At 68.5% G+C, this 12,254-nt stretch carries 14 protein-coding genes; 11 read left to right on the top strand and 3 right to left on the bottom strand.

Annotated features, from left to right (window positions below):
- Positions 1-49: 49 nt before the first annotated feature.
- Positions 50-280 (bottom strand): DUF6479 family protein, encoded by a 231-nt coding sequence (locus ACIQRL_RS28690; RefSeq protein ID WP_401336949.1) that lies wholly within the window; start codon positions 278-280, stop codon positions 50-52.
- Positions 281-684: 404 nt separating this feature from the next.
- The gene (locus ACIQRL_RS28685) at positions 685-999 is read right to left on the bottom strand and encodes a hypothetical protein (RefSeq protein ID WP_401336947.1); all 315 of its coding nucleotides are present in this window, start codon (positions 997-999) and stop codon (positions 685-687) included.
- 690 nt (positions 1,000-1,689) lie between these two features.
- Here ACIQRL_RS28685 and ACIQRL_RS28680 point away from each other — a divergent pair.
- Both ACIQRL_RS28680 and ACIQRL_RS28675 read left to right on the top strand, forming a co-directional pair.
- The gene (locus tag ACIQRL_RS28680) at positions 1,690-3,060 is read left to right on the top strand and encodes a hypothetical protein (RefSeq protein WP_401336945.1); all 1,371 of its coding nucleotides are present in this window, start codon (positions 1,690-1,692) and stop codon (positions 3,058-3,060) included.
- A gap of 346 nt (positions 3,061-3,406) precedes the next feature.
- Positions 3,407-3,799: an ANTAR domain-containing protein gene (locus tag ACIQRL_RS28675; RefSeq protein WP_401336943.1), complete on the top strand. Its 393-nt coding sequence runs from the start codon at positions 3,407-3,409 to the stop codon at positions 3,797-3,799.
- A gap of 509 nt (positions 3,800-4,308) precedes the next feature.
- On the opposite strand, the gene ACIQRL_RS28670 is transcribed toward ACIQRL_RS28675, so the two are convergent.
- On the bottom strand, positions 4,309-4,647 hold the full coding sequence (locus ACIQRL_RS28670) for a MerR family transcriptional regulator (protein ID WP_401336941.1): 339 nt from the start codon (positions 4,645-4,647) through the stop codon (positions 4,309-4,311).
- Positions 4,648-5,735: 1,088 nt separating this feature from the next.
- Between ACIQRL_RS28670 and ACIQRL_RS28665 the strand changes: the two genes are divergently transcribed.
- The 9 genes from ACIQRL_RS28665 (at position 5,736) to ACIQRL_RS28625 (ending at position 12,250) form a co-directional block, all read left to right on the top strand.
- The gene (locus tag ACIQRL_RS28665; protein ID WP_401336940.1) at positions 5,736-6,740 is read left to right on the top strand and encodes an acyl-CoA dehydrogenase family protein; all 1,005 of its coding nucleotides are present in this window, start codon (positions 5,736-5,738) and stop codon (positions 6,738-6,740) included.
- Positions 6,737-7,510 (top strand): PIG-L deacetylase family protein, encoded by a 774-nt coding sequence (locus tag ACIQRL_RS28660; RefSeq protein ID WP_401336939.1) that lies wholly within the window; start codon positions 6,737-6,739, stop codon positions 7,508-7,510. The genes ACIQRL_RS28665 and ACIQRL_RS28660 overlap by 4 nt, the downstream gene beginning before the upstream one ends.
- Positions 7,507-8,121 carry a class I SAM-dependent methyltransferase gene (locus tag ACIQRL_RS28655; RefSeq protein WP_401336937.1) on the top strand — a complete coding sequence of 205 codons (615 nt, stop codon included), beginning with the start codon at positions 7,507-7,509 and terminating at the stop codon, positions 8,119-8,121. The genes ACIQRL_RS28660 and ACIQRL_RS28655 overlap by 4 nt, the downstream gene beginning before the upstream one ends.
- Positions 8,118-8,888, top strand: coding sequence for a glycosyltransferase (locus ACIQRL_RS28650; protein WP_401336935.1), 771 nt, complete (start codon positions 8,118-8,120; stop codon positions 8,886-8,888). The genes ACIQRL_RS28655 and ACIQRL_RS28650 overlap by 4 nt, the downstream gene beginning before the upstream one ends.
- A 132-nt stretch (positions 8,889-9,020) precedes the next feature.
- On the top strand, positions 9,021-9,581 hold the full coding sequence (locus ACIQRL_RS28645) for a Dps family protein (protein WP_401337053.1): 561 nt from the start codon (positions 9,021-9,023) through the stop codon (positions 9,579-9,581).
- 828 nt (positions 9,582-10,409) lie between these two features.
- Positions 10,410-10,730 carry a gas vesicle protein gene (locus tag ACIQRL_RS28640; protein ID WP_401336933.1) on the top strand — a complete coding sequence of 107 codons (321 nt, stop codon included), beginning with the start codon at positions 10,410-10,412 and terminating at the stop codon, positions 10,728-10,730.
- Positions 10,731-10,770: 40 nt separating this feature from the next.
- Positions 10,771-11,241, top strand: coding sequence for a gas vesicle structural protein GvpA (locus ACIQRL_RS28635; RefSeq protein WP_401336931.1), 471 nt, complete (start codon positions 10,771-10,773; stop codon positions 11,239-11,241).
- Positions 11,242-11,244: 3 nt separating this feature from the next.
- Entirely contained in the window at positions 11,245-11,994 is a 750-nt protein-coding gene (locus ACIQRL_RS28630; RefSeq protein WP_401336929.1) for a GvpL/GvpF family gas vesicle protein, read from the top strand.
- A gap of 1 nt (position 11,995) precedes the next feature.
- Positions 11,996-12,250, top strand: a complete 255-nt coding sequence (locus ACIQRL_RS28625; protein ID WP_401336928.1) for a gas vesicle protein GvpG — start codon at positions 11,996-11,998, stop codon at positions 12,248-12,250.
- Positions 12,251-12,254 lie beyond the last annotated feature (4 nt).

Here is a 12,254-nt window from a genome sequence, read left to right as displayed (position 1 = left end):
AGCGCAGGGCCGTGGTGACTGAGTGCCAGGCATGACGGTGGGGGGCGGGTCAATGCCCGGGCTGTCCGTCGGTGTCGTCGTCAGGTGTCTGCCAGGAATCCTGACGGGGTGCCGTCTGCGGATTTGGCGCCGCCGGCCTGGCGCCGGGATTCTTCCGGTGTGCTGCGCGTCGGCTGCCGTACCAGAACGCGCTGATCAGAAGGGCAGCCACCACTACACCGGCGACGATCAGGAAGAGCGACGACGAGCCGTCGGCCGCGAGGACTTGAGAGGCGATCATGGTGGCCGTGTACCCCGTTCTCCGGCCTTCAGGGCGCGCGGATACTTGAACGTTGCGAACTTGGTCAAATTGCCGTGCTCAGGAACGATCCCGGGTGTGACAAGCCGCTGAGCGGGCTTTTGCCCCGCCGGCGCATGAGCCTGGGTGCGGAGACCGTCTACCGGTTGAGTCGGGGAGACGTCCGGGCAGGCTCAGGGCTGAACGGTCCGAGCGGAGCTCGTCCAGGAGGCGTGCGGCGTCGGCGAGGAGGGTGCCCTGCAGAGTGGATGCTGTCCGCGAAGTATCAGAGCCAGACAGGGAATGCTGCTGGATGAGGCCGAGTGTCGTGGCCGCCTCATCGATCACCTCGGAGAGATGGCCTGGCGCAGTGGTGGAGGCCCGGCTTCTTTACTCCATCGCGGTGGTCACCGTTCGCGGCAGGGAGCTGTAGCTGGGAGGGCGGCGAGCAGGGAGCGCCACAGCAGCGCTTTGCCAGTCACGGCCCTGCGTATGGCTTCGAGTTCGATCAACAGTGCGAGACCGGAGCGGCGCAGTGGACGGCCGTTGGGCTTCACCTGTCCGAGATTCTCGCCCAGCCAGGCTCCGTAGACCTTGTAGCGTCTCGCGGGAAAATGCAGGTCTGTCATCAGCCGCACCAGGGCTCGCCGGTCCTGCGGGATGTCCGTCTCCAGGGCCCGCAGTTCCTGGCCGTAGGGCGAATCGCCGTGCTCCTGGACCATGCGGCACCGGCCGTCGCACCCGCCAGATGATCATTGAGATAGATGCCGCGGATTTTCTGCAGGCCAGGGCCCTCGCTGGAGCTTCGTAGGGGAGCGCTCATGGTGTTCTCGGCGTTCTGACAATCTCGTGGTGGTGCGCGAATGCCCCCGCTGAGGTTGTCAACCGCTCTATGCGCACCCCTGCCTGCCGTCGACGCATGCCGCAGCCGCATCGTGGAGCGCGCCGTCGCCCGCCTGCGCTGGTTCAGGCGCCTGCGAGTCCGCTGGGAGATCCGCGACTACAGGCGGCCGTCTTCGGATGTTCCTGTGACCTTGCGGGCGACTTCTGCCCAGGGCGTTCTGCCCCTCCTGGGACGGGTGATCCGAGGGAACGGAGCGTGAACGGTTGTGATCGTTCCTGCCTGTCGGCAGCAGACGCCGCGGCAGGTGACGGGATCATCGGCAGGTGATTGCGCGGTCCGGCTCTAGCCGGACCGCGCCCGCTCCGATCTTCGGGAAGCAGATGGGGCAGTGTTCGGCAGCCGGGCCATGAACAGGGGGGCGAAGGTACGGGGAGCTCCTGGACAGGCTGCGTGCTTGTGGTGGATGAACGACGATGGAGGTACAGGGGCTGGCCGGTCCTGCGGTATCCGCCCCTAAGGGCGCATACCGCCGTAGTGCGCCGAGGACTGCGCGCGGAGGGAGTTCGCCGTGGACTCGTCTGCCGCCCCCGGCCCGTCAGAGCATGGCAGGCACAAGCTGTACCGCCCTTCGGGCCATGCCGAACGAGCGGAGGACGAGCGGCTGCAGCGCCCTCTCGGGATGCGAAGCCGTCGCCTGCGCCTTTGCGGAGCGTCCCTGCTCCTCCTCCTGGCTGTTCTGATGGCGCCCATCAGCGTCGTCGCCACCTGGGTAAATTCCGAGGTCACCGACGTTGATCGGTATGCGCAGACCGTCTCACCCCTCGCCAGAGATCCCGCCGTCCAGGATCTGATCATCGATCGTGCTACCGATGGCCTGGTCCACAAGATCGACGTTCGCAAGATCACCGACACGCTCGCCGACACCCTGGCCGACCATGACGCACCCCGCTTCCTTGTCGACGAGGCCAGATCACTGGATGGAGAGCTCAAGGGCGGGCTGAGGGCCGGCGTGCGTTATACCGTCGCCAGGGTGGTGACGAGCGACGCCTTTGCCAAGGCGTGGGACAGCATCCATCGCGGTGCGCACACCGCCGCGACGAACGTTCTCACCGGGGAGGCAGGCGGAGCGATCGAGGTCAAGGGCGACACCATCACGCTGAACGTCGGCGCTGTCATCGAGGAACTTCAGAAGCAGTTGATCGGTGTGACCCTTGTCGGGGCGGAAGACATTCCCGGGGCAGACAAGTCGATCGTGCTGGTGCACAACGACCATCTGAGTGAGGCCCGTGATGCTGCCCGCTGGCTCAGCGTCGTCGCCCCGTGGTTGCCCTGGACGGTGGTTGTGCTCGCCGGGTTGGGCATCTGGGCGGCACCCTCGCACCGGCTTGCGCTGATGGCCGCAGGCATCGGCATCGGTGCCATGATGTGCGTGCTGCTCATCGCACTCGCCGTGATCCGCCAGATCTGTCTGGACGCGGTGCCTCCGGCAGCCCAGTCGCAGGACGCGGCAGCAGCCCTCTACGACACCCTGGTGAGGTTCCTCCGGCAAACCGTTCTCACCGTGCTCCTCACCGCACTGCTCACCGTGATCGCCGGGTATCTGTACGGACATGGTCGCGGTGCCGTCGCCGTGCGCGCAGCTGCCGCCCGAGGTACCCAGACCGCCGGACACGCCCTTGCCCGGACGGGACTGAAGCCAGGTGCCGTCGGACAGTGGCTGCGCATGCACAGGCCCCTGACCACGGGTGTCGTCATCGCGGCCGGTGCCCTGGCCCTCGTCCTGTGGCGCTACCCCACGCCCGCCTCCGTGGCCCTTGTGCTCCTGGTCGTCGTGGTTGTCCTGGCGACCCTGGGCGTCCTGGCTGCTGCTGACGCTGCGGAGCAACGCTTATCCGGCGAGGGCGGCCCTGGTTTGCCACTGAGAGTCGCAGGGCCCTGAAGCGGCCGATTGCCGCCCCTGACGAAGCACGAGCAACTTCTCTGTCAGTTCAGCGTGTTGAACGAGCTTGGCCTTGGATCCCGAGCCCGCCAGGGGAGCCCAGAGACGCCATGGGCCCTTTGGTGGCCGATGTTTGCTGACGTGACGGCGGGGCATACGCGAATCAGTGCTTCGGACCGGAGGCGCAAGCCGAGCAGGGGATCACCCCGCCTGCTGCGATTTCCTCTGGCCATGCAGATCCCCACACGGCGAACCCTGGCAGCCCGTTCTTGCCATGGTCGGGCGATCCGTTCCCCGTACGGCAGGAGCCCGGTTATCGGCCCAGATCAACGAGGAGGCGAGTCGGATGCGGGAGCTGTTGGCCTCCGGCCACGACCGAAAGGGTGACCCGGACTCCGAGCAGCCGACCACCACGACCATCCCGCGCAGCGCGGCCACCGCACATGAGGCGGGGGTGCTGCCAGAGCGACCGGCCATGCCGCAGAACCCCGGCGCGAACACGGTGAGAGAGCAGGCAGTGGGCATTGTGATGGCGCTCGGACGCCTGCCCGCCGACCAGGCGCGAACCGTGCTGATGGAAGTCTCCCAGCGCGCCGGCGTCACGCTGCTCCGCATCGCCGGACTCCTCACCGCCTGGGTGTCCTGCGGCGAACTCAACCTTGGTATCCGCATCGCCCTGGAGGAAGCGATCCGGGCCCAGCGCCGCACTGCCCGGCCGGCCGGTCCAGCGACCGACTGAGCACCCTGGAGCACCGGACGAAGGTGCGCCGGCCGACCGCTGCCCGAACCTGTGCCGGCGCAGCGCGGTGAAGCGGGAACCCGGCTGCGGTACGGCGTTGTGTCAGGTGACCAGCAGGCGGTTGAAGAACGAAATGGAGGACTGCGGCCAGTGCCCGGTCAAGTCCAGTTGCACCCGCAGCGACCGGCGGACACCGGCCTTCCTGCCGCAGCTGTCGCCGACAGCAGCAACTCTACGAACGGCAGGCTGCCGTCCGGGCCGGCCACGCAGCAGAACCAGTCCCTGGCCGGCGAACTACGCGATGCAGGCCGGTATCGAGAGTAGCTGCGTATCGGGCGATGGAAGCGGTACTTGAATGCTCGCCCTGACGGCGAATCCCAGCCCTCTGCCCTGCTCCGCAGGAGTCCGTTTCTCCCCCGCAAGCGGGAGGTACCACCACACCGACCTGAAGGCCGGGGAATCCAGGGAGGAGTTCCGACGCGGCTTCTTGCCGGCGGCTCCCGGCGTCCTCACGGGCGCTCTGTCGGCTTCGTCGATTCGGTGGCGCGGCGGTATTCGGCGTTGATGCGCTGTGCTTCTTCGAGTTGGTCCTCGAGGACGACGATGCGGCAGGCGGCTTCGATCGGGGTGCCGTTGTCGACGAGTTCCCGGGCGCGGGCGGCGATGCGCAGCTGGTAGCCGGAGTAGCGACGGTGGCCGCCCGCGGAGCGTAGCGGGGTGATCAGGCGGGCTTCGCCGAGGGCACGGAGGAAGCCCTGGGTGGTGTTGAGCATCTCGGCGGCCCGGCCCATCGTGTAGGCGGGGTAGTCGTCATCGTCGAGTCGGCCGAACGAGTCGTCTGCTGTCATCGCACCTCTTCTTGGAACGCGTCGAGGGGCCCTGGTGCCGTACCGGCACCAGGGCCCCGAAGGAACTGCACACCATCTGCCGGCCCTAGAACTTGGCCGGCCTTCTGTTTCCGCGGATCCGACCGTGATGCTGTCGGGTGCGCGGGGATCGCGGTTGCTTGACCGGAGACCACCTCACTATCGATGTCCTGCGGTACCCGGGCTCAGCCATTCCGCCCGGGCGATCCTGATGGCGCGAGATTCCTCCGTTCTTCCCTCTGATCAACATTTACTCATGGGGACTGCGCACTGCTCTGTACTGCGGGTGATGCGTACTGCTGGTGGCCTGGGGGAGCGCCACGCTTCGGCAGCCAGCCCCGTCGCCCGTCGTGCATCTGCTCTGGCTTGGAACCCCACTGCCGAACTTCCCGGCACGCGCGCCCGCAGCCGACGCCATTTACCGGGGAACTACTGACTCTCACTGCGGGTACTGCCACTGCGGTCCTGCTCACGGCGTCCCCTGATCACTGCGGGCCGCCCGGTCCGGTCGTCAGTCCCGTCGCCGTCCTGCAACAACCCTGGCTTCGCAACTCCACCACCGCACCGCGATGCGCACTGCAACTACGTCCTGCTGCCAGGCGGTTCATCTCTGCCCGGCCCTGCGGTCTTCCTGGCTACGAGAGAAACCATATCCAGGTGATCTCTCAATGTCTACTCTGACCAACATAGATTTCGGCGAGTTCTGCAGTGAGGTAATCGGCTTCGAGCGGCAACGGTGCGCCACGCTCCGGGCGCCCCTGGGCATCCCTGCGCATCGGTGCCAACGGCTCTCATGGGCGTGCCCCCGGAAGTGGCGGCGGCCCGCGTGCTGTCGGATGCTGGGCTGGAGGAGCGCGCGTGCCAGGCCCACTCAGCCGACTTTCCCGGCGCCCTGAACGACACCTCCGCAGCCCAAGGCGCGTGGGACCTGCCGGGGCAGGACCTGTGCAGCCAGGTCGGAACCGTATGCCGTCAGCTCCTGGACCGGCTGTGTTGCGTGTTTTGAGCAGGACCCTGCGGATACCCAGACGCCTGCTGACGCTTTTCGACGATGTATGCAGGAGGTCCGCGTGATTGTCACGCCCCCCGAGTCGCCTCATCACCTCCGCACCCCGCAACGGCGCACGGCGGATCTGTTCGCCGACTTCGTCGAACGCGAGGCCCCGAGCGTGCCGCTGCCAGGCCGCTCGACGGCCCGCCGCTTCGCCGTCCTCATGGCCCTGGGGCGGCGGGACCTGTCGCTTGCACGGCTCGCCGAGGGGCACCTGGACGCTGCGGCGATCCTGCACGAACTGGACCACCACCGCCTGCCCGCCGAAGGGGAGCGGTGGGGAGTGTGGGCCGCGCGCCCACCGGGCCCCGGCACGCACGCGACACGCACCGGTCGGGGGTGGACGCTCAGTGGCGTGAAGCCCTACTGCTCCGGTGCCCACGCCTGCACCCACGCTCTGGTGAGCGCGGACGCCGAGGACGGCTACCGGCTGTTCGCCGTCGCGCTGGACCACCCGGGCGCGCAGCCCGTGGAAGGGACGTGGCCGGCGATCGGTATGGCCGGGAGCGACAGCCTGGAGATGTCCTTCACGGATGTCCCCGCGAAGGCCGTCGGCGGGGTGGAGGGCTATCTGGAGCGGCCCGGTTTCCAGCACGGTGGAATCGGTGTCGCGGCCTGCTGGCTGGGCGGTGCCCACGCCGTCGCCGCGCCGTTGTACGAGCGAGGCGCTGCTGGACGGTTGAACGCGCACGCGGCCGCCCATCTCGGAGCCGTTGATGTGCTGCTGCACACGGCGGACGCAATGCTGCGGCAAGCGGGTGAGGACATCGACGCCGATCCTCTCGACGCACGTGACGAAGCGCGGGTGCGCAGTCTGCGCGTGCGGGCCCTCGCCGAAAAGGTGTGCACCGAGGTACTGGACCACGTGGGGCGTGCCACGGGTGCCGGGCCTTTGTGCTCCGACGAACGGCATGCTCGCGCGGTTGCGGACCTGACGGTCTACCTGCGCCAGCACCACGCGGAGGCGGACCTGGCCGAACTCGGCCGCCTGGTCACGGCGGACCCGGCGGAGGCGACACGGTGAGCTCGTCGGAGACCGCTGACGCCGCGAGACTGGCCGCCGCCGCGGCGATCGACTCGCCGGGCACCGACGAGGCGGAGTGGCAGGCGGCGCGACTGCCGGACCATCTGCCCCACCTGGTGCTTCCGACAGGTCCGGTTGTCGTCGTGGCGGCTCACCCTGACGACGAGGTTCTGGGTTTCGGCGGTGCCATGGCCACCCTTCTCGACGCCGCTGTGGCGGTCCACACGGTGTGCCTGAGCGACGGGGAAGCGTCCCACGGTCCTGCGTCGCCGTCGGCCCGGGAACAGTTGGCCGCCCGCCGCCGTGGCGAACTGGCCGCAGCGCTGGGCGAGCTCGGGGACCTGCCTGCCCCGGTGCATGCCGCTCTGCCCGATACGGGCCTCGACGAGTACGAGACCCGGGCGCAAGCCGTGATCGGCGAGGTGCTGGACTCCGTCGGGGCTGCGGTGTGTGTGGCGCCGTGGGTGGGTGACCTGCACAGTGACCACGAGGCCGCCGGCCGAGCCGCCGAACGTGCCGGCCGCGACCGCTCCACGCCGGTGTGGTTCTACCCCGTGTGGATGTGGCACTGGGCTCGTCCCGGCGACCCCCGTGTGCCGTGGAACCGGGCCTGTGTACTTCCTCTGGCCCAGAGGGCGGTCGACCGTAAGAAGGCAGCGCTGTCACGGTTCACCAGCCAACTTGAGCCCCGCGGCTACGGCGTGGGGCCGGTATTGCCGGCGCAGGAGATCGCCCACCACACCCGCACCTTCGAGACGGTGCTGCGTTGAACACCCCCGCCCGCTACTTCGACGACCAGTACGCCCGCGCCGCCGACCCATGGCATCTCGGGGAACGGTGGTACGACCGCCGCAAGTACAACCTCACCGTGGCGGCCCTGCCCCGCCCCCGCTACTTGCGGGCCTTCGAGCCGGGCTGCTCGGTGGGCGTACTGAGCGAACTGCTGGCTGCCCGATGCGATCAACTGCTCTCCACCGACCGCGTCGCCGCGGCCGTCGAAGCCGCGACTCGACGCACCTCGGCTTTGGAGCACGTCACCGTGAAACGGATGACCGTGCCAGAGCAGTGGCCCCAGGATTCCTTCGATCTGATCGTGCTGTCGGAACTCCTCTACTACTTCGATCCCAGCACCCGTACACGGCTGCTCGAGCGGAGTGCGGAGAGCCTGGGGGAGGGCGGTCACCTGGTCACGGTGCACTGGAACCACCCGGTGGCCGAGCACACCTGCACAGGCCGCGACATCGCCGACCGCCTGGACACCCTGACAGGCCTGAGCCGCCTCGCCCGCTACGACGATCCGGACTTCACCCTCACCGTCCACGAACACCGCCCAGGCCCGGGCCCGGTGCCGTCCCCGGCCCGCGCGGAGGGTCTGGCGTGACCCCCGCAGCCCTCGCTGTCGTCATCCCGGCACACAACGAGGAACACCGCATCCATGCCTGTATGCGCAGCGTGCACACGGCCGTCGAGCACGTGGCGCCGATGCCCGTCGTGATCGTGGTGGCGGCGGATGCCTGTACAGACGCCACAGCGACTCTGGCCGCCCGCGCCGGAGCCCATGTCGTCACCACCCCGAGCCGCAATGTCGGAGCCGCACGGGCGGTCGGCATCGACCACGCCCTGAAGCTGCTGGCAGATGCCGGCCCGGACGTATGGCTGGCCATGACGGACGCCGACACCACCGTGCCGGCCACGTGGCTCACCCACCAGGTCGCCTGGGCGCGGCGGGGCTACGACGCCGTTCTGGGCACCATCCGCCTCGCCCCCATCACGGCCGGTGCCTTTCATGTGGCCCGTCACGACGCCGACTACTTCCGCACCCGTCCGCTCAAGGAGACGGAGCAGATATGGGAGCACCAGCACGTCCACGGAGCCAACCTGGGCGTGTCCGCCGCCGCTTACCTGCGGGTGGGCGGCTTCGCACCCCTGCCTACTGGCGAAGACCGCGACCTCGCGGTCCGGCTGGTCGCGGCGGGCTACCGGATCGCCCGTACCGACCGGCATGCCGTGCACACTGCGGCCCGTCTGCGCGGACGGGCTCCCGGCGGCCTCGCGGATCTCCTCGCCTCCCTGCATCCCCCACCGCATAGCCCCGATTCCGTTCGTCACCACAACCCTGAACCACTGGGCCCGGTGAAGCCGGTCTGACACCAGGTACCCCAAGACGCGCGGTCCGCCGAGGCGGGAGGGCTGTCCGGTCCGGAGGAGGCCGCGGTGGTTGTGTCCTTGGATCACGGGTACCGGGAGGGGGCAAACCGCATGAGAACAGGAGACATGGCCATGCCTTCCGAGGTCACCCCCCGCTACACCGTCCCGGGCCTCACCGTGCAGGACGCCGGCTCGCTCATCGAGGTGCTCCAGCAGCGCCTGCATAGCCTCAACGATCTCCACCTCACCCTCAAGCACGTCCACTGGAACGTGGTGGGCCCGCACTTCATCGCCGTGCACGAGATGCTCGACCCGCAGGTCGACCGCGTTCGCGCCATGGCAGACGACGTCGCCGAGCGCCTCGCCGCCCTGGGAGGCATCGCCCACGGCACCCCGGGCGTGCTGGTCGAAGAACGAACCTGGAAGGACTACAGCGTCGGCCGCGCCGACGCCATCGCCCACCTCGGCGCGCTCGACCTCGTGTACACCGGACTGATCGAGGACCTGCGCGTCGCGGTCAAGACAGTGGGGGAGATCGACCCGGCCACCGAGGACCTGCTGATCGAGCAACTGCGCGACCTGGAGCAGTTCCAGTGGTTCGTCCGGGCACATCTGGAGACCGCAGGCGGCACGCTCACCACAGCCGACGCCACCACCGAGACGGAAGCCGCCCAGCAGGTCATGAACCAGTGACATCGACAGCAGAGGCGGCGGGAACGGTTGGCGCCCGGATCACACGAGCGGGATCCGGCGAGCCATCGCGGCGTCCACGGCTTTCACGCCTTCGGCGGGCGTAGGGGGAGTGATCAGGTACGAGAGCTGCTCCGGTCGGTCCGGCTAGGCGGATAGCTATCCGCCTACTGGGCTATTGGGCCTGTCGGGGTGTAGATCTGCATCCCGCGGCCCTACAAGCGAGACCCCGGCCGCCGCGCTTGAACAGGAGCCCGGTTCACGGGTAGGCATGTATCCGGCTGTCGCCGAGGACCTTGTTACCCATGCCCTGGTCATTGACGTAGAGGCAGCAGGCCATCGACGCCTTCGAAACAGATCATTCAGGGCCTGGTTTCCGGGCGGGTTTAGTCCAGTTGCCTTCCACCGCGGTGATATCGCAGTCGGCCCCGGATCGGCGATCCGCCGCATCGCCAGGCCGCCAGGTAGGCGACCTTGCAGCCCGCGTCCTGGTCATCGGGAGCCGGGTGTGCGGCACCTCCAGCTCTGGCGGGGCACGCGGCACGATTTTGGCATCGGCTCGATCGTCGGCATTGCGCTGGCGGTCTGCTCGGCGTCCGGGTAGGTGACGGCGTTCATCCGTACCGCGAACGACGTTCGCGACGGGACCGAGGGCCGCCCGGAGTGGAAGAACCCGCCGGTGTGCGTCGGCGCCTGGGCCGGTGTGATCCCCGCCCAGCGCGGTCCTGCGCCGCCGAGCCGTACGCCGGCGCAGACGACCACGATGCGGGAATGAACGCTCGACTGGCCCACTCAAGGTGCGTCGAACCCGATACGCAACAGACTTGATTCATGGCAGAAGAGCGTCGGCCGCGCCCCAGGAAATCCTCGACGACAAAAGCTCGCCGCACACCGTCCGTGCGTGGAGCGGAAGGCGCTGCGCACGCTGCCTGCCGGAGCCTGGAAGGCTTGATCGGGCATCCCACGGAGGGCGTATCGGCAGTGGGGCGTGAGGGCGACGGTTGGTGTGTCGTCGTCGACGTTCTTGAGTTGCCGCGGATTCCGGACACGACGAGCCTTCTCGCTTCGTACGAGGTGCGGCTCGACGAGGACGGCGAACTCATGGAGTACCGCCGGGTCCGCCGCTATCGGCGGGGGTCCGCCGACGAGTGACCAGTGACTGAGGTCTGCCCGACAACCGGAAGGATTCCCCATGCCTGCGACCACCTACTCCGACGAGGTAGTGGCGTGCCCACCGCGCGCCGGCACGTTGTACGACGTGCTCGAACTCATCCTCGACCGGGGCATGGTGATCGACGTGTTCGTCCGGGTGTCCCTGGTCGGCATCGAGATCCTCAAGATAGATGCGCGCATCGTGGTGGCGAGTGTCGACACGTACCTGCGCTTCGCGGAAGCGTGCAACCGGCTTGACCTGGAGCGTGACTCCGGCAGCACCACCATCCCCGAGCTGCTCAGCGGCGGTGCAGCCAAGTCCATCGGCAAACGCAAGGTGCGCAAGGCAGCGGAAAGTGTGGGGGACACCGTTCGCAAGGTGGTCGGCGGTGGTGACGACGACTCCGACGAGCCGGATGAGGAAGAGGAAGAGCAGCAGGAACGCCCGAGGAAGCGGCGTGCTCCGGCCCGGGGCGGTAGCAGCCGCCGCCGACGACCCGTGGAGGCGTGAACCGTGAACGGCGATGGTGTGTACGTCTACGCGATCATCCGGGCGGGAGTGCCGCTGCCGGTGGACGCGACCGGTGTGGGCAGCCCGGCTGCCCCGCTGCGGGCGATCCGGCAGGGGCATGTCGCCGCTGTTGTGAGCGACGCTCCCCCTGAGCTCCGCGCCAGACGGCGCGATCTGCTCGCTCACCAGGACTTGCTGTTGCGCCTGTCGGAGCAGGGGTCGGTGCTGCCGATGCGGTTCGGCATGGTCGCCTCCGACGAGGAGGCGGTGCGCGCCCAGTTGAAGGCTCGCGAGGCGGACCACGTGGCCGCGCTGGAACACCTCTCCGACGGGGTCGAGGTGAACCTCAAGGCGCTCCCGGCCAAGGACGCCTTGGCAAGCCTCGTGGTGGAGGACAAGACCGTCCGCCGGCTACGGGACGAAGTGCGTCGACGGCCCGGATACGAAGCCAGCCTGCGACTGGGCGAGGCCGTCTCGGCCGCTCTGGAGAGCCGGGCCGTCGAAGCCGGTCGGCGAGTTCTGCGCGAGCTCACGCCCAGGGCCCGTGCGGTGGCCGCGGGTCCCGAAGTCCAGGGATGCGTGCTCAATGCGTCGTTCCTCGTCAATCGCGGGGACGGCGATGCCTTCCGAAGCGCTGCAGAGCATTTCGGCCGTACGCATCGCGACCGTGTGGAACTGCGACTCACGGGCCCGCTGCCGTGTTACAGCTTCGTCTCCGCCGAAGGAACTCCCGGCCGAGCCATTGGAGTCTGAGATGGGACTCATCACCGGCTTGCTCACCCTCCCCATCGCGCCGGTCCGCGGCGTGATCTGGGTGGCGGAGAAGCTCAATGACGCCGCCGAGCGTGAGTTGCACGACCCGGGCGTACTCCGTGCCCAACTGGCTCTGCTGAACCGGGAGCTCGAGGACGGAGACATCAGCCTGGAGGAGTTCGAACGAGAAGAGGAACGACTGCTCGACCGGCTGCATGCCGCACAGACCCGTTCCACGCCGAACGATCGAAGGTGACGAG

Source organism: Streptomyces sp. NPDC091209, assembly GCF_044757755.1.
Lineage (GTDB): Bacteria > Actinomycetota > Actinomycetes > Streptomycetales > Streptomycetaceae > Streptomyces.
This window is presented reverse-complemented; position numbering and strand designations above follow the sequence as displayed.